This is a genomic window from Nonomuraea sp. SBT364, assembly GCF_001083785.1.
Taxonomy (GTDB): domain Bacteria; phylum Actinomycetota; class Actinomycetes; order Streptosporangiales; family Streptosporangiaceae; genus Nonomuraea.
The window spans coordinates 1-24,273 of the sequence record NZ_LAVL01000129.1 but is presented as its reverse complement, the minus strand read 5'-3'; the positions used below and the strand labels follow the sequence as shown (position 1 = coordinate 24,273).

General features: G+C 71.7%; 21 protein-coding genes. 16 read left to right on the top strand and 5 right to left on the bottom strand.

The annotated features are described in order from the left end of the window. The 11 genes from ADY59_RS51850 to ADY59_RS50595 all read left to right on the top strand — a co-directional run. Positions 1–373: hypothetical protein (locus ADY59_RS51850; RefSeq protein ID WP_442937772.1), on the top strand; the 373-nt coding region annotated here is incomplete at its 5' end. Between the two features lie 148 nt (positions 374–521). Beyond that, positions 522–1,451: a carbohydrate ABC transporter permease gene (locus ADY59_RS35995; RefSeq protein ID WP_082310663.1), complete on the top strand. Its 930-nt coding sequence runs from the start codon at positions 522–524 to the stop codon at positions 1,449–1,451. Next, positions 1,444–2,250: a carbohydrate ABC transporter permease gene (locus tag ADY59_RS35990; protein WP_049572163.1), complete on the top strand. Its 807-nt coding sequence runs from the start codon at positions 1,444–1,446 to the stop codon at positions 2,248–2,250. Before ADY59_RS35995 ends, ADY59_RS35990 begins: the two co-directional genes overlap by 8 nt. Positions 2,251–2,263: 13 nt before the next feature. Beyond that, complete coding sequence (locus tag ADY59_RS35985; RefSeq protein WP_049572158.1) at positions 2,264–3,523, top strand: ABC transporter substrate-binding protein; 1,260 nt, start codon at positions 2,264–2,266, stop codon at positions 3,521–3,523. A gap of 30 nt (positions 3,524–3,553) precedes the next feature. Beyond that, positions 3,554–4,639, top strand: coding sequence for a glycoside hydrolase family 15 protein (locus tag ADY59_RS35980; protein WP_049572157.1), 1,086 nt, complete (start codon positions 3,554–3,556; stop codon positions 4,637–4,639). Then, positions 4,636–4,896: a hypothetical protein gene (locus ADY59_RS51845; RefSeq protein WP_197094021.1), complete on the top strand. Its 261-nt coding sequence runs from the start codon at positions 4,636–4,638 to the stop codon at positions 4,894–4,896. The genes ADY59_RS35980 and ADY59_RS51845 overlap by 4 nt, the downstream gene beginning before the upstream one ends. 30 nt (positions 4,897–4,926) lie before the next feature. Then, positions 4,927–6,855: a glycoside hydrolase family 31 protein gene (locus ADY59_RS35975; protein ID WP_197094020.1), complete on the top strand. Its 1,929-nt coding sequence runs from the start codon at positions 4,927–4,929 to the stop codon at positions 6,853–6,855. Positions 6,856–6,867: 12 nt separating this feature from the next. Next, positions 6,868–10,140: a TIM-barrel domain-containing protein gene (locus tag ADY59_RS35970; protein ID WP_053175485.1), complete on the top strand. Its 3,273-nt coding sequence runs from the start codon at positions 6,868–6,870 to the stop codon at positions 10,138–10,140. Then, positions 10,137–12,965 carry a TIM-barrel domain-containing protein gene (locus ADY59_RS35965; protein WP_049572155.1) on the top strand — a complete coding sequence of 943 codons (2,829 nt, stop codon included), beginning with the start codon at positions 10,137–10,139 and terminating at the stop codon, positions 12,963–12,965. Before ADY59_RS35970 ends, ADY59_RS35965 begins: the two co-directional genes overlap by 4 nt. Before the next feature lie 51 nt (positions 12,966–13,016). Further along, positions 13,017–14,294, top strand: a complete 1,278-nt coding sequence (locus tag ADY59_RS47780) for a serine/threonine-protein kinase (RefSeq protein WP_053175482.1) — start codon at positions 13,017–13,019, stop codon at positions 14,292–14,294. Between the two features lie 63 nt (positions 14,295–14,357). Then, positions 14,358–15,221 (top strand): hypothetical protein, encoded by an 864-nt coding sequence (locus tag ADY59_RS50595; protein WP_049572154.1) that lies wholly within the window; start codon positions 14,358–14,360, stop codon positions 15,219–15,221. On the opposite strand, the gene rarD is transcribed toward ADY59_RS50595, so the two are convergent. Further along, a complete protein-coding gene (rarD, locus tag ADY59_RS49170; RefSeq protein WP_082310665.1) occupies positions 15,115–16,077 on the bottom strand; it encodes an EamA family transporter RarD in 963 nt (320 codons plus the stop codon). The two genes, ADY59_RS50595 and rarD, sit on opposite strands and share 107 nt — an antisense overlap. A gap of 166 nt (positions 16,078–16,243) precedes the next feature. Between rarD and ADY59_RS35940 the strand changes: the two genes are divergently transcribed. Next, positions 16,244–17,191: a hypothetical protein gene (locus ADY59_RS35940; protein ID WP_049572147.1), complete on the top strand. Its 948-nt coding sequence runs from the start codon at positions 16,244–16,246 to the stop codon at positions 17,189–17,191. A 100-nt stretch (positions 17,192–17,291) separates the two neighbouring features. Here ADY59_RS35940 and ADY59_RS50590 read toward each other — a convergent pair whose 3' ends face one another. Both ADY59_RS50590 and ADY59_RS50585 read right to left on the bottom strand, forming a co-directional pair. Further along, complete coding sequence (locus tag ADY59_RS50590) at positions 17,292–17,654, bottom strand: DUF5130 family protein (protein WP_049572144.1); 363 nt, start codon at positions 17,652–17,654, stop codon at positions 17,292–17,294. Between the two features lie 5 nt (positions 17,655–17,659). Further along, a complete protein-coding gene (locus ADY59_RS50585; RefSeq protein ID WP_049572141.1) occupies positions 17,660–17,950 on the bottom strand; it encodes a hypothetical protein in 291 nt (96 codons plus the stop codon). Between the two features lie 89 nt (positions 17,951–18,039). Here ADY59_RS50585 and ADY59_RS51840 point away from each other — a divergent pair, with 89 nt between their 5' ends. Further along, the gene (locus ADY59_RS51840) at positions 18,040–19,812 is read left to right on the top strand and encodes a serine/threonine-protein kinase (RefSeq protein ID WP_053175479.1); all 1,773 of its coding nucleotides are present in this window, start codon (positions 18,040–18,042) and stop codon (positions 19,810–19,812) included. Here ADY59_RS51840 and ADY59_RS35920 read toward each other — a convergent pair. Then, on the bottom strand, positions 19,809–20,516 hold the full coding sequence (locus ADY59_RS35920) for a hypothetical protein (protein WP_049572138.1): 708 nt from the start codon (positions 20,514–20,516) through the stop codon (positions 19,809–19,811). The two genes, ADY59_RS51840 and ADY59_RS35920, sit on opposite strands and share 4 nt — an antisense overlap. 233 nt (positions 20,517–20,749) lie before the next feature. Between ADY59_RS35920 and ADY59_RS35915 the strand changes: the two genes are divergently transcribed. Continuing rightward, complete coding sequence (locus ADY59_RS35915) at positions 20,750–21,526, top strand: nuclease-related domain-containing protein (RefSeq protein ID WP_231619056.1); 777 nt, start codon at positions 20,750–20,752, stop codon at positions 21,524–21,526. 16 nt (positions 21,527–21,542) lie between these two features. On the opposite strand, the gene ADY59_RS50575 is transcribed toward ADY59_RS35915, so the two are convergent. Further along, the gene (locus ADY59_RS50575) at positions 21,543–21,692 is read right to left on the bottom strand and encodes a hypothetical protein (protein ID WP_156325934.1); all 150 of its coding nucleotides are present in this window, start codon (positions 21,690–21,692) and stop codon (positions 21,543–21,545) included. Between the two features lie 183 nt (positions 21,693–21,875). Between ADY59_RS50575 and ilvD the strand changes: the two genes are divergently transcribed. Continuing rightward, entirely contained in the window at positions 21,876–23,714 is a 1,839-nt protein-coding gene (ilvD, locus tag ADY59_RS35910; RefSeq protein WP_049572136.1) for a dihydroxy-acid dehydratase, read from the top strand. 71 nt (positions 23,715–23,785) lie between these two features. Further along, positions 23,786–24,273 (top strand): helix-turn-helix transcriptional regulator (locus tag ADY59_RS35905; RefSeq protein WP_049572167.1); only part of this gene is annotated, 488 nt, incomplete at its 3' end.

Sequence of the window (24,273 nt, the reverse complement as noted above, 5' to 3'; positions counted from 1 at the left end):
GAGCACCACCACCACCTCCGGGTCCACCACGTTGACCAGCCCGGCGGTGGCCCGGGAGGTGTTCGCCGAGGCCGGGGAGATCCTGGGGCGGGCCACCGCCGGGCTGGTCAACGTGGTGGACCCGGAGGTGGTGGTGGTGCTCGGCGAGGGCACCGCCGACTGGCCGTTCTGGCAGGTGGGCTTCGACCGGGCGCTGCGGGCGCAGCTCTACCCGGGGCGGCGCGACATCGCGGTCGAGGTGGAGAGCTGGGACGAGACGAGCTGGGCGCAGGGCGCCGCCGCGCTGGTGCTGGCCACGCCGTTCGACGCCGCGGGCGCCGCCGGGGAGCAGGGCCGCCTGGTGCGGGCCCGCCTCATCGGGACGACCCCATGACCGCCGCCCGTACGGAAACGGAAACCAGCGGGTTCGAACGCCTCGACTTCACCACCGAAGGGGTCGCCGTGACACGAGGAGCGCGAGGTCATCGCACCGCCCGGGCCATGACGGCCGCTGCCCGCCGATTCCATCCCGGGGGGCGGCGATGACGCTCACGGCGGCCCCGCCGGAGGCGCGGGCCACGCACGGGCGGCGGGCGCCGCGACGGCGGTGGCGCTACGCGGCGACCGTCGCGGTGTTCCTGCTGCCGAGCCTGGTGCCGCTGACCCTCTACACGCTGGCCCCGATGGTGGCCTCGCTGTGGACAAGCCTGCACGAGTGGGACCTCATCACCGAGATGCGGTGGGTGGGCCTGGGCAACTACGCGGAGCTGATCGGCGATCCGGGAACGCGGTCGGCTTTCGGGCACACGCTGTACTTCATCGCCGGCTATCTGCCGCTGGTCTACCTGGGCGGGCTGGGACTGGCGCTGCTGCTCAACCGGGCCATGGCGGGCCGGAGCCTGCTGCGCGGGATCTACTTCCTGCCGGTCATCACGAGCTGGGTCGTGGTGGCGCTGATGTGGAAGTGGCTGCTCAACCCGGCCAGCGGGATCGTCAACTGGGCGCTCGGGCTGGTCGGGGTGAGCGGGCCCGGCTGGTGGACCGATCCCGGCTGGGCGATGCCGTCGATCATCCTCGCCTCGGCCTGGAAGGACCTGGGCTTCGTGATGATCATCCTGCTGGCGGGGCTGCAGGCGATTCCGAAGGAGTACCAGGAGGCGGCCATGGTCGACGGGGCCACGGCGCTGCGCCGCTTCCGGCACATCACGCTGCCGCTGCTGTCGCCCTCGTCGTTCTTCGTCGTGGTGATCTCGCTGATCAACGGCTTCCAGGTGTTCGACCAGGTCAAGATCATGACCGGTGGCGGGCCGGGCGGGGCGACGCAGGTGGTGGTGTCGCAGATCTACGACCTGACGTTCCGCTACGGCAGGGCGGGGGCGGCCTCGGCGCTGTCGTGGCTGCTGTTCGCGCTCGTGCTGCTGGTGACGATCATCCAGATCCGCGGGCAGAAGCGGTGGGTGACCTATGGGTAAGGCACTTCGCTACCTGGCGGTAGGGCTCGGCGCGGTGGTGATGCTGTTCCCGTTCGCGTGGGCCGTCATCACCTCGATCACGCCGAGCGACGCGGTGCTCGCGGTGCCGCCGGACTTCACGCCGGACGGCGCGAGCCTCGACGCGTACGGGAAGCTGCTGGAGACGCTGCCGTTCTGGCGGATCGTGGCCAACAGCGCCTGGATCGGCGCGGCCTCGACCGGGCTGCAGCTCGTCACCAGCGCGATGGCGGCCTACGCGTTCGCCAGGCTGCCGTTCCCGGGGCGCGGGGCGCTGTTCGCGGTCTACCTGGCCACGCTGATGATGCCGCTGCCGGTGCTGGTCGTGCCGCTGTTCATCGAGATGCGGATGTTCAACCTGGTCGACACCTACTTCGCGCTGCTGGCGCCGACGATCGCCTCGGCGTTCGGGGTGTTCCTGCTGCGGCAGGCGATCCGGCAGGTGCCGCGGGAGTTCGACGAGGCGGCCGTGCTCGACGGCGCCGGACATTTCAGGATTTTTCTGTACGTGGTCCTTCCGCTGATCAAGCCGGCCCTGGCCACCTTCGCCATCTTCGGCTTCATGGCCAGCTGGAACAGCTACCTGTGGCCGCTGATCATCATCAAGTCGCCCGAGTTCATGACGCTGCCGCTGGGCCTGGCCACGCTGCACGGCCAGTTCACCACCGAGTGGGACGTGGTCATGGCCGGTTCGGTGGTCAGCGTCGTGCCGATCCTCATCCTCTACGTCTTCGCCCAGAAACACGTCATCGCCAGCGTCGCGCAGAGCGGGCTCAAGTAAAGGAAACCCCCCAATGAAGACACGTACCAAGGTCGCCGCCGCACTCGCGGCCGCGCTGCTCGCCTCGGCCTGCTCGCAGGGATCGGCGACCAAGGCGCCCAGCGGCGAGGGCGGCAGGACGACGCTGCGGTATTTCACCTTCTCGGCCGCGCCGGACCACGTGAAGGACCTGGACGCGATCGTGACGGCGTTCGAGAAGCAGAACCCCGCGATCGACGTGGTGGTGGAGACCGCGCCGTTCGACGAGTACTTCACCAAGCTGCAGACGAGCATCGCGGGCGGCACCGCGCCCGACACCTTCGAGCTCAACTACGAGAACTTCGTCACCTACGCCAGCGCCGGGTCGCTGCTCGACCTGGGCACGGTCGCGGGCGACGGCGACACGGGCGTGTACGCCGAGGAGTCGCTCAACGCCTTCCGGCGCGACGGCAAGCAGTACGCGCTGCCCGCGTCGTTCTCGACCGTGGTGCTCTTCTACAACAAGGACCTGTTCGAGAAGGCCGGCGTCGACCTGCCGACGGCCGACTGGACGTGGGCCGACGAGCAGGCCGCCGCCGAGAAGCTGACGGACAAGAAGAAGGGCGTCTACGGCGACTTCCAGCCGGTGCAGTTCTTCGAGTTCTACAAGACGCTCAAGCAGGCCGGCGGCGAGTTCCTGACGGCCGACGGCACCAAGTCGGCGTTCGACAGCCCGCAGGGCGTCAAGGCGGCCGAGTGGCTGGTGTCCAAGGTCGGCAGGACGATGCCCACCGAGGCGGAGATCGGCGGCACCGCCGACTACGACACGAACCTGTTCAAGTCCGGCAAGCTCGCGATGTGGCACAACGGCATCTGGCAGTTCGCCGGGCTGAAGGACGTGCCGTTCGAGTGGGACGTCGTCGTCGAGCCCGGTGACGCGAGCAAGGCCAGCGCCGTCTTCCACAACGCGGTCGCCGCCTCGGCCACGACCAAGCTGGGCAAGGAGGCGTACGCCTGGGCCCGCTTCCTGTCGTCCTCCGACGTGGCCGCGAACACGCGGATCGCCTCGTCGTGGGAGCTGCCGCCGGTCGCCGACCAGCAGGTGCTGGCCGGCTACCTCAAGGACCCGAAGCCGGCCAACCGGCAGGCGGTGTTCGACTCGCTGGAGTCGATCGCGCTGCCGCCGGTCATCAAGCGTCAGCAGGAGATGCAGGACGCGGTGACCAAGGAGCTGAGCGAGGCCGCCTCCGGCCGAAAGCCGGTGCCGGACGCGCTCAAGGCGGCCGCCGCCGAGGTCGACGCCCTGCTCGGCTAGTTCCCCAACACCTTCAGGAGAGCAGTTCAAGTGACCCTCGTGTCGCACAGCCTCGACGTGATCCAGAGGCTCCAGTCGTCCACCGGCGCCTATCCGGCCTCGCCGACCTTCTCCGCCTACCGCGGCTACTCGTGGCTGCGGGACGGGGCGTTCATCGCCGAGGGGGTGAGCAGGCACGGCGACGTGGCCGGGGCCGAGGCCTTCCACGCCTGGAGCGCCCGGGTGGTCGGCGACCGCGCCGGGCAGGTGGACGCGCTCGTCTCCCGCGCCGCGCGCGGGGAGCCGGTCGCCCCGGCCGAGATGCTGCCCACCCGGTTCACGCTGGACGGGGTGGACGGCCAGGAGGACTGGTGGGACTTCCAGCTCGACGGGTACGGCACGTGGCTGTGGGCGCTGCGGGAGCACACCTTCCGGCACGGGCGGGCCGTGCCGGGGGCCGAGAAGGGGGTGCGGGCCACCGCCCGCTACCTGTCGGCCTTCTGGGACAGGCCCTGCTACGACTGGTGGGAGGAGCACGTCGAGCAGCGGCACGTGGCAACGCTCGGCGCGGTGCACGCGGGCCTGCGCGCGGCCCTCGCGCTGGAGGTGCTGAACGCGGCCGAGGCCGAGGCCGCCTCGGCCGCGGTCGAGGGCATCGCGGCGCTGGTGGCCGCCGAAGGGGTCGCGGCCGGCGGGCATCTGCGCAAGTGGCTCGGGAGCGACGCCGTGGACGGCAGCCTGCTGGCGTGCGTCGAGCCGTTCGGGCTGTACGCGGCCGGCGACCCGGTGGGGGCGGCGACCGTCGCCGAGGTGGAGCGGCAGCTCGCCCGCGACGGCGGGGTCCACCGCTACCTCAAGGACACCTTCTACGGCGGCGGCCGGTGGCTGCTGCTGTCCGGGTTCCTCGGCTGGAACCACGCGCGGGCCGGGCGGCCGGACGAGGCGCGGCGGTACCTGGACTGGATGGCCGCCCAGGCGACGCCCGGAGGCGACCTGCCCGAGCAGGTGTCGGACCTGCTGCTCTGGCCCGGGCGGCGTCAGGAGTGGCTCGACCGGTGGGGCACGGTGGCCACGCCGCTGCTGTGGTCGCACGGGATGTACCTGATCCTCGCCGGTGAGCTGGGGGTGCGGGCATGATCCGGCATCGTCCCTTCGGGTCGGGGCACCCGTACGCGGTGACCGAGGACCAGCGGGTCCCGGCGCGGCCGCTCGACGGGGAGGCGGTGGAGCTGCGTGTGCGCGCCTCCCCCTCGGTGACCTCGGTCGTGTGCGAGTGGGTGGCTGACGGCGAGGCTCCCCTGGAGCTCGCGCTCACCCGGCAGGGCGGGGCCGCGGACGGCGAGCCGGGCGGGGCCGCGGGCGACGGCGGGCATCTGGCGGCCGCGCAGGCGTAGGCGGCGCGGGCCGCGGCCGGGGCGTGGGCCGTGCGGACTCCTGCCCTGCGCGCCGGGCGCCGCTACTCCTACCGGTTCCGGGCCGCCGGCCGGGAGGGGCGGACCCGTACCTCCCGGTGGTTCGAGGTGACGGCGGCGGTGTGGGGCGCGGGCGGCGGGAAGCTGGACGTGCGCGGCGGGGAGCGGGTGGTGCCCGGGAGCGTGCGGTGGCTGGCCGACGGCGACGGGCCGCTGCGGGTGCGGTTCGAGCTGGAGCTGCGCGACGGTGAGCACGTCGTCGGGTTCGGCGAGCGGTTCGACGCGGTGGACCAGCGCGGCCGGGAGCTGGACGCGGTCGTGTTCGAGCAGTACAAGGCGCAGGGCGCGCACGGCCGCACGTACCTGCCGATGCCGTTCGCGCTGGTCGTCGGCGGGGCGGTGAGCTGGGGGTTCCACGTCGTCACGAGCCGCAGGACCTGGTACGACGTGGGCGCGTCGGACCCCGGCCGGCTGGTGGTCGAGGCGGAGACCGGCCCGGACGGGGAGGCGGCCGTCGACCTGTACGAGGGCGCCGCGCCGGCGGACGTGCTACGGAGCTTCCTGGACGACGCGGGGCGGCCGGAGGAGCTGCCGCCGTGGGTGTTCCGCCTGTGGGCCAGCGGCAACGAGTGGAACACGCAGGAGCGGGTGATGGCCGAGATGGACCGGCACCGCGAGCACGGCGTCCCGGTGGGCGCGCTGGTCATCGAGGCGTGGAGCGACGAGACGACGTTCACCGCGTTCCGGGGCGCCGAGTACGAGCCATCGCAGGAGCCGCACCGGCTGGCCGACTACACCTTCCCGGCGGACGGGCCATGGCCGGACCCGAAGGGCATGGTGGACGAGCTGCACGAACGCGACATCAAGGTGCTGCTGTGGCAGATCCCGCTGCAGAAGACGCGCCCGCACCCGCGTCACCAGGCCGCCGTGGACGCCCGGCAGCTCGTCGAGCGCGGCTACGGGGTCAGGGAGGCCGACGGCCGGCCGTACCGGAACCGGGGCTGGTGGTTCCCGCTGGCGCTCATGCCGGACCTGTCGTCGCAGGAGGTGCGCGACTGGTGGACGGCCAAGCGGGCGTACCTGGTGGACGAGGTCGGGATCGACGGGTTCAAGACCGACGGCGGCGAGCACGCGTGGGGGCACGACCTGCGTTACGCCGACGGGCGCCGGGGCGACGACGGCAACGGGCTGTTCCCCGTGCACTACGCGCGGGCGTTCGGGGACCTGCTGCGGCGGCACGGCAGGGCGCCGGTGACGTTCAGCCGGGCCGGGTTCGCCGGGTCGCAGGCGCACGGCGCGTTCTGGGCCGGCGACGAGGACTCCACGTGGGAGGCGTTCCGGTCCTCGATCAGGGCCGGGATCACGGCCTCGGCCTGCGGGATCGTCTACTGGGGCTGGGACCTGGCCGGGTTCTCCGGCGGGGTGCCGGAGGCGGAGCTCTATCTGCGGGCGGCCGGGGCGGCGGCGTTCATGCCGATCATGCAGTATCACTCCGAGTTCAACCACCATCGCACGCCGATCCGGGACCGGACGCCGTGGAACGTCGCCGCGCAGACCGGCGACAAGCGGGTGATCCCGGTGTTCAGGCGGCTGGCGGAGCTGCGCGAGCGGCTGGTGCCCTACCTGGTGGAGGAGGCCCGCAAGGCGCTGGACGGGGCGCCGCTGATGCGCGGGCTGTTCTTCGACCATCCGGGCGATCCGGCGGTGTGGCGGCATCCGCTGCAGTACAAGCTGGGGGACGCGTTGCTGGTGGCGCCGGTGACCGATCCCGACCTTTCGGAAATTTCGGTTTATCTCCCTGACGGGGACTGGGTGGACGTCTGGACCGGCCGCGCGATGAGCGGCGGCCGGGAAGTCGTGCTGCCCGCCCCGCTCGACCGCCCGCCGGTGCTGTGCACGGCGGAGCGCTGGCCAGGACTGTCGTCCGTGTTCACCTCCTGAGAGGAGCATCCCGTGGTCCCGTTACGGTCGGGCGTCATCTTCGTGGTGATCGTCCTGCTCGCCTCGTCCGTCGCCGCTCCCGCGTTCGCGCTCGGCGGCATCCACCACAACCCGACCGGCATCGACGACCTCTACTCCGCCGAACCGACCGAGCGCTCCCCCAGGGACCCGATGGCCGGTCAGGCGGTGCGGATCAACGCCACCACCTGGCCGGTCGAGCCCGGCCAGAGCGTCTGGGTCACCTGGACGAAGAACGGCGTGGCGCAGACCCCGATCGGCGCGGCCTGGGACCACAACAGCGGCAACAACAGCTACTGGCGCGCCGACCTGGGCAGCTTCGGCCGGGGCGACGAGATCGGCTACACCGTGCACGCCGACGTCAACGGCGCCGGGCAGAAGAGCACCGGGCCGTTCGCCTTCACCGTCACCTCGTGGAGCACGGTGACGGACGTGACCGGCCACACCGACAACGGCACCTCGGTGGACGTCACCACCGGCGACAGCGCGGGCGACTTCACGCCGAAGATCCGTTTCGCGTTCCCCGCTCCCGGCCGGTTCCATACGCAGATCGCCCCCAGCGGGCAGGGTCTCGACATCTCCGGCGTGGCCGGTTACACCGTGACGAACTCGGCGAGCACCCTGACCATCGCCACGAGCGCGCTCGTGCTGAAGATCCAGAAGTCGCCGTACCGCCTGTCGGTCTACGAGGGCGACGGCACCACACTCATCACCCGGCAGTACGACCCGGCCGTGTTCCGCAACATCGGCTGGGCCGGCGACGGCGCGACCACCGTCACCAAGATCGAGGACCACTTCCTGTCGCCGCCCGGCGAGCGGTTCGAGGGCTTCGGGGAGCGTTACGACCGGCTCGACCAGCGTGGCACCGACGTGCACAACTACGTCTACAACCAGTACCGCGACCAGGGCGCCACCCGCCGCACGTACCTGAGCGTGCCGTTCTTCCTGAACTCGGCCGGGTACGGGGTCTACCTCCCGACCAGCCGTTACGCGGTCTTCAACCTGAACACCCACCTGCCCGACCTGGCCGGCTTCACCGTGGACACCGGCGGCGGGCTGGACTCCACGCTCGACTACCACGTCTTCGCCGGGACGCCGGAGGAGATCGTGGACGGTTACACGGCCGTCTCCGGCAGGCCGCAGCTGCCGCCCAAGTGGGCGTTCGGCGTGTGGATGTCGGCCAACGAGTGGAACACCCAGGCCGAGGTGGAGAACGCGCTGGCCCAGGTCACCGCGCACGACATCCCGCACACCGCGATGGTGCTGGAGCAGTGGAGCGACGAGGCCACGTTCTACGTCTGGCACGGGGCGACGTACACCCCGGAGCCGGGCAGCGGGAAGCTCGCGTACGGGGATCTGAGCTTCCCGGCGGGCACCGCCTGGCAGGACCCGAAGGCCATGGTGGACGCCGCCCACGACCAGGGCATCAGGGTGCTGCTGTGGCAGATCCCGGTCTTCAAGGAGAACTTCGACAGCAATCCCCCGACGGCTCCGCAGCAGCACCTGAACGACAAGGCATATGCCGAATCGCAGGGCTTTGTCGCGAAAAATCGGGATAACAGTGCTTATCGCGTGCCCACCGGTCAGTGGTTCGGCGACAGCACGGTGCCCGACTTCACCAGCGCCGCCGCGACCGCGTGGTGGCTGGGCAAGCGCGACTACCTGGTGGACGAGGTCGGCATCGACGGCTTCAAGACCGACGGCAGTGAGGCGATCTTCGGCAGGGACGTGAAGTTCGCCGACGGCCGCCGGGGCGACGAGATGCACAACGCCTACCCGAACGCCTACACGAAGGTCTACAACGACTACGTCCGGGCGAACACCGACGACGGCGCGATCTTCAGCCGGGCGGGCACGGCCGGCGCCCAGAGCAACTCGATCTTCTGGGCCGGCGACCAGAACTCCAGCTTCTCCGCGTTCCGGGAGGCGGTGCGCGCCCAGCTCAGCGCCGGCCAGTCCGGCGTGCCGTACACGGCCTGGGACCTGGCGGGCTTCACCGGCGACTTCCCGAGCGCGGAGCTCTACCTGCGGTCGGCGGCGCAGGCCGCGTTCTCGCCGATCATGCAGTATCACTCGGAGAAGGCCGACCCGGGCACCTCGGAGGCCCGCACGCCGTGGAACGTCCAGGCTCGCACCGGTGACACGAGCGTGGTGCCGGTGTTCAGGAAGTTCGCCAACGTCCGGATGAACCTGATCCCCTACCTCTACACCGAGGCCGCCCGGAGCGCGGCCACGGGCGTACCGATGATGCGCGCGATGAGCTTCGCCTTCCCCGGCGACGCCACGGCGGCGGGCCTGGACCAGCAGTATCTGCTCGGCCCGCAGCTCCTGGTCGCCCCGGTCACCACGCAGGGCGCGACGGCCAAGGACGTCCGCCTGCCGGCGGGCGAGTGGTACGACCTGTGGAACGGCGGCCGCTTCACCGGCCCCGGCACCAAGACCTACCAGGCGGGCACCGACACGATCCCGGTCTACGCCGGGCCGGGCGCGATCATCCCGCTCAACCTGAACGCCGACTACCGGCTCGGCGGCGCGATCGGCAACGACGTGGACGACTACGCCAACCTCGTCTTCCGCGTCTACCCGTCGGGGAACTCCTTATATGTGTACTTCGAGGACTCGGCGCACGCCTCCCGCACGATCAGCTCGGCGGAGAACTGGGCGGCGCACCAGGTCGCGGTCACCGTCCCGCAGCTCACCACGACGAGCACGCTGCAGGTCGCGAGCACCGAGCCGGCGTCGGTGACGGGCGCGACGGCCCGCGCGTCGCTCGCCGCCCTGAAGTCCGCCGCCGAGGGCTGGTGGTGGGACCCGGTCCAGCAGCTCACCCACGTCAAACTGGCCGCCGCCGGGTCGAGCCGCACGGTCACGCTGAACGGCGTGGACAAGGCCGCCTACGAGGCCGAGTTCGCCACCGGCACCGGCACCTCGGCGAACACCGACCACCCGGGCTTCACCGGCACCGGCTTCACCGACGGCTTCGCGAGCCCCGGCGACGCGGTGACGTTCCACGTCAAGCTGGACGCGGCGGGCAGCCACCGGCTCACGTTCCGCTACTCGACGACGGTCGCGAGCACCCGCACCGTCCACGTCGACGGCGTCGCCGCGGGCACGCTGTCGCTCCCCGCGCTGGCGAACTGGGACACCTGGGGCACGGCGTCCCTCACCACGTCGCTGTCCGCCGGCGCCCACACCGTCAAGATCTCGTACAACGCCTCCGACACGGGCGGGATCAACCTCGACAACCTGGTGGTGGCCCGGCCGTGAAACGCGCCCTGACGATGATCGTGACGCTGCTCGTGGTGCTGCTGGTGCCCGGCGAGGCGCTGGCGGCGGTCCAGCGCGTGCAGTTCACCAGCGGCGGCACGTACCTGATCGTGGAGTTCCTGGACGACGACCTGGTGCACTTCGAGCTGGCGGACGGGACGAGCCCCGGCACGGGGGCGCCGCTGTTCAGCACGCCTCAGGTGGCCAAGGCGGACTACGCGGGCCCGTCGAGCTTCACCCAGGCGGGCAACACGCTGACCACGGCCGCGATGAAGGTCGTGGTCACGCCCGGCACCCTGTGCGTGACCGTGTCGGACCCGGTCAGGACGCTGTACGAGGCCTGCCCGCGCAACCTGTCCCAGGCGTGGAAGGGGCTGTCGATCACCAAGGGGGCCATCCAGCACGCGTACGGGCTCGGCGAGCAGTTCTTCATGGGCGGCAGCGCCGACGGCGACTGGGTGGGCCGCAGCCGCACACCGGGCGGGCCGTTCGGGAACGCGATGGCCTACGACACCGACAACGGGCCGGTCGGCAACGCGCAGATCCCGGTGCTGTTCGCGGTCGGCGCGGCGAACCTGAACTACGGGCTGCTGTTCGACCAGGTCTACAAGCAGGAGTGGAACCTGACCGGCGACCCGTGGACCGTCGACACGTGGGGCGACCAGCTCCGGTGGTACACGATGACCGGGCCGGACCTGCCCGACCTGCGCGCGGACTACCTGAAGCTGACCGGCAGGCCGCCGGTGCCGCCGAAGAAGGCGTTCGGCATGTGGGTGTCGGAGTTCGGCTACGACAACTGGGCCGAGATCGACAACCGGCTGGCCGGGCTGCGCGCCGCCAAGTTCCCCGTGGACGGGTTCGTGCTGGACCTGCCGTGGTTCGGCGGGGTCACGGCGGGCTCGGACGACACCAGGATGGGCACCCTTTCCTGGGACCCGTCGGCCTTCCCCGACCCGGCGGGCAGGATCGCCGCGTACCGCGACGACGAGGGCGTCGGCCTGATGACGATCGAGGAGTCGTACGTCGGCGGGAACCTGCCCGAGCACGCCGACCTGGCCGCGCGCGGGCACCTCGTCAGGGCCGGCTGCTCCGGCTGCCCGCCCGTCCACCTCACGGTCAACGACTGGTGGGGACGCGGCGGCATGATCGACTGGACGAAGGACGAGGCCGCCGACCACTGGCACCAGCTCAAGCGGCAGCCGCTGGCCGACCAGGGCGTAATGGGCCACTGGCTGGACCTGGGCGAGCCGGAGATGTACGACCAGAACGACTGGACGTCCGGCGTGCTGCCCGGCAAGCACGCGCACGCCGACTACCACAACGTCTACAACCTCAAGTGGGCCGAGAGCATCGCCAGGGGCTACGCCCCGACGGACCGGCGGCCGTTCATGCTGGCCCGCTCGGGCGCCGCCGGGATGCAGCGGCACGGCGTGGCCATGTGGTCGGCCGACATCGGCTCCAAGCTGACCGCCCTGGCCCAGCAGCAGAACGCGCAGCTGCACATGTCGATGTCCGGCATCGACTACTACGGCTCCGACATCGGCGGGTTCCGCCGCGAGATGCTGGACTCGGATTTGGACGAGCTCTACACGCAGTGGTTCGCCAGTGGCGCCTGGTTCGAGGTGCCGATCCGGCCGCACACGGAGAACCTGTGCAACTGCGCCCAGACCTCGCCCCACCAGATCGGGCACGTCGCCAGCAACCTGGCCAACCTGCGTCAGCGCTACGAGCTGGCGCCGTACTACTACTCGCTGGCGCACCGCGCCCACCTGGCCGGCGAGCCGGTGGTGCCGCCGCTCGCGTTCTACTTCCAGAACGACCCGAACGTGCGCGAGATCGGCCACGAGAAGCTGATCGGGCGCGACCTGCTGGTCGGCGTCGTGGCCGGCGAGGGCGAGCGGCAGCGTGACATCTACCTGCCCGCGGGGACCTGGTTCGATTACCACACCGGTGAGAAGCTCACCAGCGCCGGCCAGTGGTTCGAGGACCGCCCGCTCTGGACCGGCGGCGCCTTCCGGCTGCCCGCCTTCGCCCGGGCCGGCGCGATCCTGCCCAAGGCGCACGTCGACGACAAGACGATGAACGTACTCGGCAAGCGGACCGACGGCACCGCCCGCGACGAGCTGATCGCCCGGGTGTACCCCGGCACCGCCGCCACCCAGTTCACGCTGTACGAGGACGACGGGGCCACGACCGCCTACCGGGGCGGCGTCGTACGCACGACCTCGATCGGGCAGCAGCTCACGGGCACCACGGCCACCGTCACCGTCGGGCCGTCCGCCGGCTCCTACGACGGCGCGCCCGGGAGCCGGGCCGCCGTCGTCGAGCTGGTCAGCGGCACCCAGGCGTCGGCCGTCACGCTGAACGGCGCCTCGCTCACCCAGCACGCCACCAGGGCGGCCTTCGACGCGGCGACCAGCGGCTGGTACAACGCGGGCGGCAACCTGGTCGTGGCCAAGTCGGCGAGCATGAGCGTGGGCACGGCCAGGACGTTCGCGTTCACGCTCGGCCAGCCGCCGGCGTCGATGACGTTCCGCTGCGACAACGGCACCACCACGCCCGGCCAGTCCGTCTACGCGGTGGGCGGCGTGCCGCGGCTCGGCTCCTGGTCGGTGGCCTCCGCGGTCAAGCTCGCGCCGACGGCCTACCCGACGTGGACCGCCACCGTCGACCAGCTCCCGCCGAACACCGGTATCGAGTGGAAGTGCGTCAAACGCCAGGAAACCGGCTTCCCGGATACTGCCGACCAATGGCAGCCGGGCGCGAACACGTCCTTCACCGCTCCGGCGTCGGGGAACGGAGGCACCACCACGGGGAGCTTCTGAGCGGCGGCGAACGGGCGTGCCCAGCCGGGCGGCGGTGTTAGCCTCGATAACGTGCTCGGCTCCGGGACCACGCTCAACGACCGCTACACGCTGACCAGCCGCCTCGGCGGGGGCGGCATGGGCGAGGTCTGGCGTGCCGACGACACAGTGCTCGGGCGCACCGTCGCCGTCAAGGTGCTGATGCCCGCCCTGAGCGAGGACGCCACGTTCCTGCGCCGCTTCCACAACGAGGCCAGGGCCATGGCCACGCTGCGCCATCCGGGCGTGGTCGACGTCTACGACTACGGCACCTGCGAGATCGACGGGCGCCGGCTCAGCTTCCTGGTGATGGAGTTCGTCCAGGGCGAGTCCCTCGACCGGGTGCTGAGCCGCGGCCCGCTCAGCCCGGCGACGGCCATGCGGCTGATCGCCGAGGTCGGCGACGCCCTGGCCGCCGCCCACCGGCAGGGCATCGTGCACCGCGACGTCAAGCCGGCCAACCTGCTGATCAGGCCCGGCGGCTCGGTCGCGCTCACCGACTTCGGCATCGCCCACTCGGCCTCCGCCGGCCAGCTCACCGCCACCGGGGCGATGCTCTGCTCGGCCGGCTACTGCGCGCCGGAGCTGGCCACGGCCAGCGAGGTGACCCCGGCGGTCGACGTCTACGCGCTGGGCGTGGTGGGCTTCGAGTGCCTGACGGGCCGCCTGCCGTTCGAGGGCGAGACGCCCGTCCAGATCATCTACAAGCACCTGCACGCGGCCACCCCCACGCTGCCGTCCGAGGTGCCGCCGGGGCCGCGCCACGTGGTGGCGAAGGCGCTGGAGAAGGCGCCCGAGCGGCGCTGGGAGTCGGCCGAGCAGATGGCGGAGGCCGCCCGGCGCGCCTTCGACACGCCCGCCTCGTTCGCCGTCCCGCGCCGCGGCCGCCGCACGATGCCGGCCGTGCTGGCCGTCGCCGGCGCGGTGATCGTCAGCGCCGCCGTCGCCGGCACCGTCTGGCTGCGCCCGGCCGAGACCAACGGCGGCCAGGGCGTCATCCCGGCGCTCACCCATCAGGCGTCGGCGGGCGTGACCACCGGTGCCCGGCCGTCCACCGGCATGAAACTCGCGCCGCCGTCCAAGCGCTCCCCCACCGCGCGGCCCAGCCAGGCCACGCCCACCACCTCGACGCCCACCGCCACCGTCACCGTCAGCCCGACCGTGACGCCCACCGTGACGACCCCGCCCCCCGAGCCCGACCCGGAGCCGACGGACGAGCCGACCACGCCCGGCCCCGAGGAGCCGACGAGCGAGCCGACCGTCTCGGAGCCGCCGGGCGACATTCAGTGCATCCGGGCACCCTGCCCCTGACCGTCAACAAGATCGACTATATTTGCGCCTTGTCCCCCCACGCCCTGCCCTGGGAGTTCCCTGGTGAAGAGGCCCGCCAAAAGGCATTCGATCATCGTCGACCCGGTCCTGATCATCGGCACGGGGCTGTCGGTCCTGTTAGCGGTGATCTTCTACGTGCGCGAGGACGCCGCCCAGGCCCTGGGCACGGTGGCGGGGCTCATCGGCGGCGTCATCACCCTGCAGATCCAGACCCTGCTGCGGGAGAAGCGCCGGATCGACCACGAGACCAGGGTCGGCCACATGGTCTCCACCATCGAGAAGATCCCCTGGCTGCCCGACCTGATGGAGCCCATGCTGCGCGCGGCCAAGCACGTCGAGCGCGAGTACAAGGGCACGCCCGCCGAGGACGCCTGCCGCAACGCCTTCGAGGAGTGCCTGCGCACCCTCGCCGACCTCGAACGCGGCCACTTCCGCGCCCCCTACGGCGACGCCGGGGTGTTCCTCAAGCTGATCGAGCAGTCACGTGAGTCGATGTGCGTCACCAGCGTGCCGTCGGTCGACCTGACCTGGTGGCTCCAGCCCGTCGGCAGGCAATACTGGCAGGCCCAGGTCGACGCGCTCAAGCGCGGCGTGGTCATCCGCCGGGTGTTCATCTACCACGAGTGGACCGACGGGCTCGACGCCCTGGCCCGCGAGCAGCTGGAGGCCGGGGTCAAGGTGCGCCGCGTGCACGTCGACCGGCTGCCCCCGGCCATGCGGGTGATCACCGGGGTGTGGGACGAGGCGTGCGGCCACGAGCTCAGCTACACCGCCGCGGGCGAGGCCGTGCACGACACGTTCACGGTGTCCCCTCCTGACCTCGAACGTCTGATGCGCCAGTTCGAGATGATCGAGCGGAGCGCGACCGAGGTGGGCGTGCGACGGGACCCCGACCCCGTGTCCTGAGCCCGTCGGCCGTGAGCACCGCCAGCGCCACCCACAGCAGCCCGAACGCCAGCCACCGGGTGGCCGGCATCGGCTCACGGAAGACCAGCAGCCCGACGAGGAACTGCACGACCGGCTCGATGTACTGCAGCATGCCGGTCACGCTCAGCGGGATCTTCGTCGCGGCCGCGCTGAACAGCAGCATCGGAACCATCATCACGAACCCGGAGCCCACCCCGAGCAGCGTGTTGCCCCACGACACGTGCCCGAACGTCGCCTGCCCGGACGCCTGCAGCCACACCGTGCAGACCAGCGCGAACGGGAACAGCACGGCCGTCTCCACCATGAGCCCCTCGATCGCGCCCACGGCCAGCCGCTTCTTGATCAGCCCGTAGCTGCCGAACGTCACGGCCAGGCCCAGCGCGATCCAGGGCGGCCCCCCGTACCCGATCGTCAGGACGGCCACCGTGACGGCGGCGAGCCCGATCGCCGCCCACTGCCACGGCCGCAGCCGCTCCCTGAAGACGATCACCCCGAAGGCGACGCTGACCAGCGGCGTGATGAAGTAGCCCAGCGAGGCGTCCACCACGTGCCCGTTCATCGTCGCCCAGATGAACAGCGCCCAGTTGACCGAGGTCAGCACGCTGGCCAGGGTGAGCAGCGCCACGTCGCGGGGCCGCCGCAGGATCTCCGCCACCCGCCGGGCGCGGCCCAGGGCGAGCACCAGCAGGCCGATCGCGACCGGCGACCAGACCACCCGCAGCGCCAGGATCTCCACCGGCCCGGTCGGCTCGACCAGCGGCCAGTAGAGCGCGGACAGGCCCCACAGCACGTACGCCGCCACACCGAACAGGACTCCACGCGACGCAACGGACACCCTGCCCACATTACGTGGCGATCAGCTCCCGTCGCGATCGTCGTAGGTGTGCACATAACTTGACACAGTCCAATGCATGTCCATGGTGAACAGTCCAGCGTGACGGTGCGCCGGCGGCCATCTCTAAGGTTTCAGGATGGCTCGCGCGCCGTGAGAGGGTGATCAGGTGGAGACGACCCGTGACCTGTACATCGCACTGGCCAGGCGCTACGCCTTCGCCGATCTCGGCGCGCTGGCGCCCGGCGAGCGGATCGCCGAAGTCTGCGAGTTCGGGCAGCGGCTGATGTCACTGGACGCCGAGGACTTCGCCGCCGACGCCAAGGCGGTCCCCGCCGGGCTGCGACGGCAGGCGCGCGCCTGCCACATGCCGCAGACGCCGCGCGAGCAGCCACGGGGCGCGCTGGAGTCGCTGCGCCCCGCCTACGAGCTGCTGCTGGAGGTCATCGCGATCCGGTGGCACCGGCGCGAGCTGAGCCCGATGATCGCCGCCGTGCACATCGCGGCCGAATACCTGCCGCTGCTCGCCTTCGAACCGCACCTCGGCCACGCCGGCGACCCCGCCCGCTGGCCCGCCGGGCTGAGCGCGCCGGGCAGCAGGTTCGGCGTCATCGGCGACCGCGAGTGCGACCACACCAAGTCCGAGCAGTCCGCCACCAACCGGACCCTCCGCGTCGCCGGCGAGCCGGCCGAGGGCTGGCGCGCCTACTTCGACCGGCAGCACAGCCAGGTCGCCGGCGCCCTCGCCGTGTGCATCGCCACCTGCCGCAACCCCTGCACGGCCATGGACTGGATCGCTCCCGAGCCGCGCGCCGACCTCCACGTGCGCGCCCGCACCGCGCTGGCGTTCGCCGACACCCCGCTGGTACGGCTGCGCCACGCGGCGCCGGTCGGCCACGGCTTCGGGGTGCCGTCGCCGGAGGAGGTGCTCGACGCCTGGGAGCGCAGCCGGGCCGTCCTGGACAAGAACCCGGTAGGGGCGGCGGCCACCAAGGACGACGACTTCCCGCTGCCGGGGCTGCCGTCGCTCTTCTCCGCCGTGGCCGACGCGCCCCTCGCCCCCGCCACACTGCTCGACGGCGTCAGCCGGCACATCGTCGGCCTGCTGGAACAGTAGCCCCCCTGCAACCCTCCAGGCTGACCTGCGCGGCCGGCTCGCCCAGAATCGAGCCGCAGGGCGCCGCCTACCGCGGGGGCGCAGGCGGCGCCTTCCCGATCTACCGTCTGGCGGTGGCCTGCTCGGCGAGCGCGCCGATGCCGTACAGGATGCCGCCGACCAGGTCGCCGGCGCTGAAGGCGGTGGCCATGGACATGGCGGTGAGCCGGCAGGCGGCGTCCGACAGGCGGCTACGGGCGTTCTCGCCGGTGACGACCTCCAGGGCGCGGCCGCGTACGTCCACCAGGACGACGACCGCGTCGGCCGACTCGGCGCCGAGTGCGGCGTGCAGCTTCTCGGCGAAGTGGCGCCGGCCGCCTCGGGGCTCGCCGAGGTAGAGCCCGAAGCGCAGCCCGCTGCGCCGCTCGGCGGCGAGCAGCGCCCGCCTGACGTCGTCGGCCTGTGCCGCGGTGAGGGTGCGCATGGCGATCACCAGCCCGCCGACGCGCCGCCGACCCGCCGGCTCGGCTCGGCCGTCTCGGCGGCCGTCGCCCAGTCGGCGCCGGACTCCGGCACCCAGCTCGGCGGCCGGTCGACCAGCACCAGGCCGGACGTGCTCACGCCGCGCTCGCCGCGCCCAGGCCCGCCGAGCCACACCGGGCCCCTCTCCGCCCTGCGCGCCGAGCCCCGGCCCGGCACCATGACCAGCAGGCTGATCAGCACGAACAAGGCCAGCGACATCCCGACGAGGAAGAGCAGGATCTCCAGCGCGCTGTCCACACCAAGAACGTAATCCCGGTTGGCCTGTCGGGCCAGACCCTCGCGTGAGAGTCTTGACACAAGATCCCCAAGACGAGGTCAACATAACAGTGGTAGCTCCAGAGACGATCGGCCGCTATCCCGTCGAACGCTCCCTCGGGTCCGGCGCCTTCGCGACCGTCTGGCTGGCACTCGACGAGCGGCTCGACTCGTACGTGGCGATCAAGGTGCTCGCCGACAACTGGGCGGCCGAGTCCGAGGTGCGCGAGCGGTTCGTCAAAGAGGCCCGGTTGCTGCGGCAGGCGGACTCGCCGCGCATCGTGCAGGTGCACGACATCGGTGAACTCCCCGACGGTCGCCCCTACTTTGTCATGACATATGCCGATATGGGCTCTTTGTCCGGTCGGTTGAGGGGCGGACCGATGCCGGTCGGCGAGGCCGTCCGCATCATCGGCGAGGTCGCCGAAGGCGTCGCGGTGCTGCACCGGATGGGCATCGTGCACCGCGACCTCAAACCGTCCAACGTGCTGTTCCGCTCGCTGGCCGGGGGCGGTGAGCGGCTCATGGTGGCCGACCTCGGCGTCGCCCGCTCCCTCGCCGACGCCACCAGCCACACGATCGCGGCCGGCTCGCCCGGCTACATGGCGCCCGAGCAGATGCGCATGGACGGCGCGCCCGACCGGCGCGCCGACGTCCACGGGCTGGGGGCCATGGCCTACCACCTGCTCACCGGCCAGGTGCCCGGCTCCGGCGCGGTCCGCCTGGCCCCCCACCGGCTGCGGTCCGACGTCCCCGAGCACGTCAGCGCCGCCGTCATGAAGGCCATCGACCCGGACCCCGACCGCCGCTGGCCCACCGTCACCGCCTTCACCGACGCCCTCCCCGGACGGCCGGCCACCGGCCCGCACGCAGCCCTCCCCGAGAGCCTCCCGGACGTAGCCGCCCCCGCCTTCGAGGCCGCCGGCTCGGGCGGCACCGTCCCGCCGGCCGAAGGCCCTCCGGGCGCGTCCGCTCGCCACTTCCAGGAGGGCTCGGGCGGACCGTCGGAGGGGCACGCCCCGAAGGACGGCAGCCCTGAGGGGGCGCAGGATGGCGGTGGCGGCGGAGCCGAGGGGGCCAAGGCCGAGGACACGGTGGCGCCGTACGCGCCGGGTGCTTCGGGGTCGCCCGGCCGGCCCGGCGGGCCGGAGGCGGGCGGCGCGGGGGCGGACGCGGCTCGCGGGGTGCCGAAGGTCGCCGAAGCGGAGCTGATCGAGGCGGGCAGCGCCCGCCCGGAGGGACGACCGGCCGATCGGATGCGGGCGGTCGCGGTGGCCGGGGCGGCGCTGGCGCTGGCCGTGGCCGTGGCGGCGGCGGTGCTGGCGCTGCGATCGCCGGGAGGCGGGACGCCGGAGGGCGGCACGACCGACACGGCGGCGGCGGGCCTGCGCACCGACGCCGGCATCCCGCCGCAGTACCGGAAGCTCATCATCGAGGCCGGCAACTGGTGCAACGACGTCGAAGGGCTCTCCCCGGCGCTGATCGCCGCGATTCTCAAGGTGCAGAGCGATTTCGATCCCGACCTGAACGACCCGGAGGCGGACGAGTACGGCATCGCCCGCTGGACGCCCCGGGTGCTGCAGCACTGGCAGCCGGACGGCCTCGAGAAGCCGATCCCGAGCCCGCCGCTGAGCCCCGAGTTGTCGGTGCCGGCGATGGGGCGGTTCTTCTGCGCGCTGGGCCCGCAGGTCGCCGACGTGCCGGTCGATCCGGCCGCGAAGCTGTCGGCGCTGTTCGTGACCAGTGTGGACGCGGTGCGGCGTGACCGGGGCGTGCCGACGAAGTGGAAGAAGCACGTCGAGGAGGTCCTGCGCTACCGCGACCAGTATCAGGCCGCCGACTAGGAGCCGGGCAGCAGCCGCAGGTCGGCGTCGGTGACCAGGTCGAAGCGGAGCGCCAGGTTGATGAGCGCGGCCCGCTGCCAGTCGGCCTTGCCCCCGTCGTCGGCCTGCTTGACCCGGAGCTTGGTCCTGGCCAGGTAGTCGATGTGGAAGTTGACGCCGCTCCTGGTCAGGCCGTGCCCGGCGAGGCGTTCGATGAGCTGGGGCACGGTCGGCACGACGGTGCTCGACGGGTCGCGCAGCCGGGCCTCGCAGAGCGCGACGAGGATGAGGAAGTACTTGGCGGTCCTGTCCAGCGGGTAGACGCCTCTCGTGGCCTCCCCGGTGGCGGCCGGCGAGGCGGCCGTCCCGTACAGGTGCTCGGGCGCGAAGACCAGGAAGCCGGTGGTGCCGTGCTCGCCGGGCAGGATCACCCGCGAGAACTCGAACGGCACCGGCATCGAGATCCGGCGCGGCGGCACCTTGACGAACTCGCCGCCGCCTTCGGGGTTCTCCACCACGTAGGTGCGGTCGGGGGTGAGGTTGCTGATGAGCCAGTAGTCCTCGACGGCCTGGATGCGCCCCGCCAGCCGGGACACGGCGCGGTCGGCGACCACGATGTCCACCGGGACGTCCTCGGCTCCGCGCCCGAACGTGGCGGTTTCGCCCGGCGCGAGCTCGGCCGCCACGGCCGTGTCCGTCTGGATGAGCACCGTACGCATGCGCATGGTTGTACGCCCTTCGCTCGTCGCACGGCCACCTGTAATCTTCCAGGAGCCGGGGCGTACCTCTCTAGAGAGGAAGGTATAAGTACCCGGAAATCGGGCGTAGAACACGATGAGCTGGGCCATAAAACTATGGACAAGGCAACACTAGGAATCGATCGAAACCTCGGGCTACGGTGAGTTGCGTGGACTCCGACCCTCAGCGTGAAGACGGTCACAACACCTCACCCATCTGGGTGAGTGACAGACCTGAGAGCGAGCAGACCGCCGCCGCCAAACCTTCGGCGCCCACCTCAACGTACGCGCCGGTCGAGCGCGCCTCCGTGCGTAGCCTGTTGCAGCAGCCGCGGTTCCGCCGCCTGCGCAACCGGGCGCTGGTGGCGATCGCGGTCGGCGTCGTCGTGGGCTTCCTGGTGAGTGATTGGCGCGTGGGCGCGACCGCGGCGGTGGTCGCGGCGATCCTGGAGACGGTCTACCGCGCCCGCTCCAACTCGACGGTGCCCGCCTGGCGGCGCGCCTCCGTGGCCGAGCGCCGCACCGAGGCGCAGTTGCGCAAGCTGGAGCGTGGCGGCTATCGCACGCTCCATGCCAGGGCGATCCCGGGCAGCGAGGCGCAGATCGACCATCTCGTGGTGGGCCCGACGGGCGTCTACGCGGTCGACTCCGAGAAGTGGGACAAGCGGCTGCCGGTACGGGTGCAGATGGGCAAGAAGCTCTTCCACGGGCCGTTCGACATGAAGCCCCGCATCACCGAGGCCAAATGGGAGGCTTCCCAGGCCAGCGAGCTGATCAGCAAGTCCTACGGCCGGGAGATCTCGGTCACCCCCTCGCTGGCGATCTACGGCCCGCCCGTGCCCTGGAAGATCATGACGATCCGCGGCGTCGACGTCTACGAGGGCGGCCGCGCCCGCCGGTGGATCACCAAGCGGGAGCGCGCCCTGACCGACGCGGAGATCGACCGGATCTACGAGATCGCCGCCCAGGTGCTGCCGCCGCGCTACGGCGAGGGCTGACCGGCTCACGCGGCGCCTACCGGGCCCGCTCCTCGCCGTCCAGCGCCTCGGCGGCGGCGGCCGGCCGCTCGACGATCCGCGCCGCCGGCCGGAAGCGGGGCAAACTCAGCCTCGGCGAGCCGCCCCGGAGCCCGGCCACGGCGGGCGTCGGGTTCGCGTCTGCCATACGGGTGTGGATGGAGTTGCCCGCCCGTGCCTGGTCGTCCCCATGGCTCAAGGGTGTCCGTCAAGCACAGGTCCGGCCGGTGACCCGGGCGTTCGCCGCAACTGTCCGGGCTGTGGACAACCGTCTCAGCTACCGGGCGTTTGGCCGTACCATGTGTAGACGCTAGCGATGGGAGAAGCGCCGATGCCCGCCCTCAGGTCACGTACAGTCACCCACGGCAGGAACATGGCCGGTGCCCGGGCCCTGCTCCGGGCGACCGGCGTAGCCGGGAGCGACCTCGGCAAGCCGATCATCGCGGTGGCCAACAGCTTCACGCAGTTCGTCCCCGGGCACGTGCATCTGCGCGAGGTCGGCGACGTGGTGTCCGGGGCGATCCGCGAGGCGGGGGCGATCCCGCGCGAGTTCAACACGATCGCGGTCGACGACGGCATCGCGATGGGCCACGGCGGCATGCTCTACTCGCTGCCGTCGCGCGAGCTGATCGCCGACGCCGTCGAGTACATGGTCAACGCGCACTGCGCCGACGCCATGATCTGCGTCTCCAACTGCGACAAGATCACGCCTGGCATGCTGCTGGCGGCCTTCCGGCTCAACATCCCGACGGTCTTCGTCTCCGGCGGGCCGATGGAGGCGGGCAAGACGCCCGGCCGCAAGCTCGACCTGGTCGACCCGATGGTCGCGGCCGCCGACGAGTCGGTGTCCGACGCCGAGCTGCTGGAACTGGAGGAGAACGCCTGCCCCACGTGCGGCTCGTGCTCCGGCATGTTCACCGCCAACTCCATGAACTGCCTGACCGAGGCGCTGGGCCTGGCCCTGCCCGGCAACGGCACGATCCTGGCCACGCACAAGGCGCGCAAGCAGCTGTTCGAGGACGCCGGCCGCCGGCTCGTGGAGATCACCCGCCGCTATTACGAGGACGGCGACGAGTCGGTGCTGCCGCGCTCGATCGCCACCCACGAGGCGTTCGAGAACGCGATGGCGCTCGACGTGGCGATGGGCGGCTCCACCAACACGATCCTGCACATCCTGGCCGCGGCCCGCGAGGCGGAGGTCGACTTCGGCCTCAAGGCGATCAACGAGATCTCGCTGCGGGTGCCGTGCCTGTGCAAGGTCGCCCCGGCCACGGACAAGTACCACGTCGAGGATGTCCACCGGGCCGGCGGCATCCCCGCCATCCTGGGCGAGCTCGACCGCGCCGGGCTGATCCACCGCGACGTGCCCACGGTCAACGGCGGCACGCTCGGCGACGTGATCGCCGCCTGGGACCCGGTCTCGCCGACGGTGCTGCCCGAGGCCGTGGAGCTGTGGCACGCCGCGCCCGGCAACATCCGCACGATCAAGCCTTACTCGCAGGACAACCGCTGGGACGACCTCGACCTCGACCGCGCCACCGGGTGCGTGCGCGACCTGGAGCACTCCTACACCGCCGACGGCGGCCTGGCCGTCCTCTACGGCAACATCTCCCGCGACGGCTCCGTGGTGAAGACCGCCGGGGTCGACGAGTCGATCTGGAAGTTCAGCGGGCCCGCGGTGGTGTTCGAGTCGCAGGACGACGCCGTCGAGGGCATCCTCGGCGGGCGGGTCAAGGAGGGCGACGTGGTCGTCATCCGCTACGAGGGCCCCAAGGGCGGCCCCGGCATGCAGGAGATGCTCTACCCGACGTCGTTCCTCAAGGGCAAGGGCCTGGGCAAGGCATGCGCGCTGGTGACCGACGGCCGCTTCTCCGGCGGCACCTCCGGGCTGTCGATCGGGCACACCTCGCCCGAGGCCGCCGAGGGCGGCGCGATCGCGCTGATCGAGGACGGCGACCTGATCGACATCGACATCCCGGCCCGCACGATGGAGCTGCGCGTCCCCGAGGCCGAGCTGGCCGCCCGCCGCGAGCGGCTGCTGGCCGACCTCGGCGGCTACCGGCCGCGCGACCGCAACCGCCCGGTGAGCGCCGCCCTGCAGGCGTACGCGGCCATGACCACGTCCGCCTCCACGGGCGCGTCCCGCGACCTGTCGCAGCTCTCCCGCTGACGTCGTCGACCTGTACGGCATTGCCGTACAGGTTTTCGAAAACTGTCGGTGGCGTTACCTATTCTTGGGGTATGGCTACAGTCGTGAAGCCCCAGACCCGCCCGCTGACGACCGCCGAGATCGCCGCCCTCGCCCTGTCCCTCGCCCACCTGGGATCGGGCCCCCAGGCCGTCACCGCCAGGCGCGGCCTCCAGCACGCCTTCGACCATCTGGACCTCGACGACGCCGTCATCGCGACCACCCTCGCCACCCTCACCGACCCGCTGCCGGTCGACGTCGCCTCCCGCGCCCGGCTCATCGCCGACGCCATCACCAGCCGGATGATGGTCCGCCTGCACTACCGCGACGCCTCCGGCACCGTCACCAGCCGCGACGTCGAGCCGGTGACCTGCCTGGTGCACCGCGAGTTCTGGTATCTCGTGGGGGTGTGCCGGATGCGCCGGGGGATCAGGGCGTTCCGCTTCGACCGCATCCTCGCCGTCGAGCCCACCCTGACCCCGTCGCGCCCCCACCTCGCCGACCGCTTCCTCCCCTTCCAGCGCCGCAAGCGCCCCAGGCC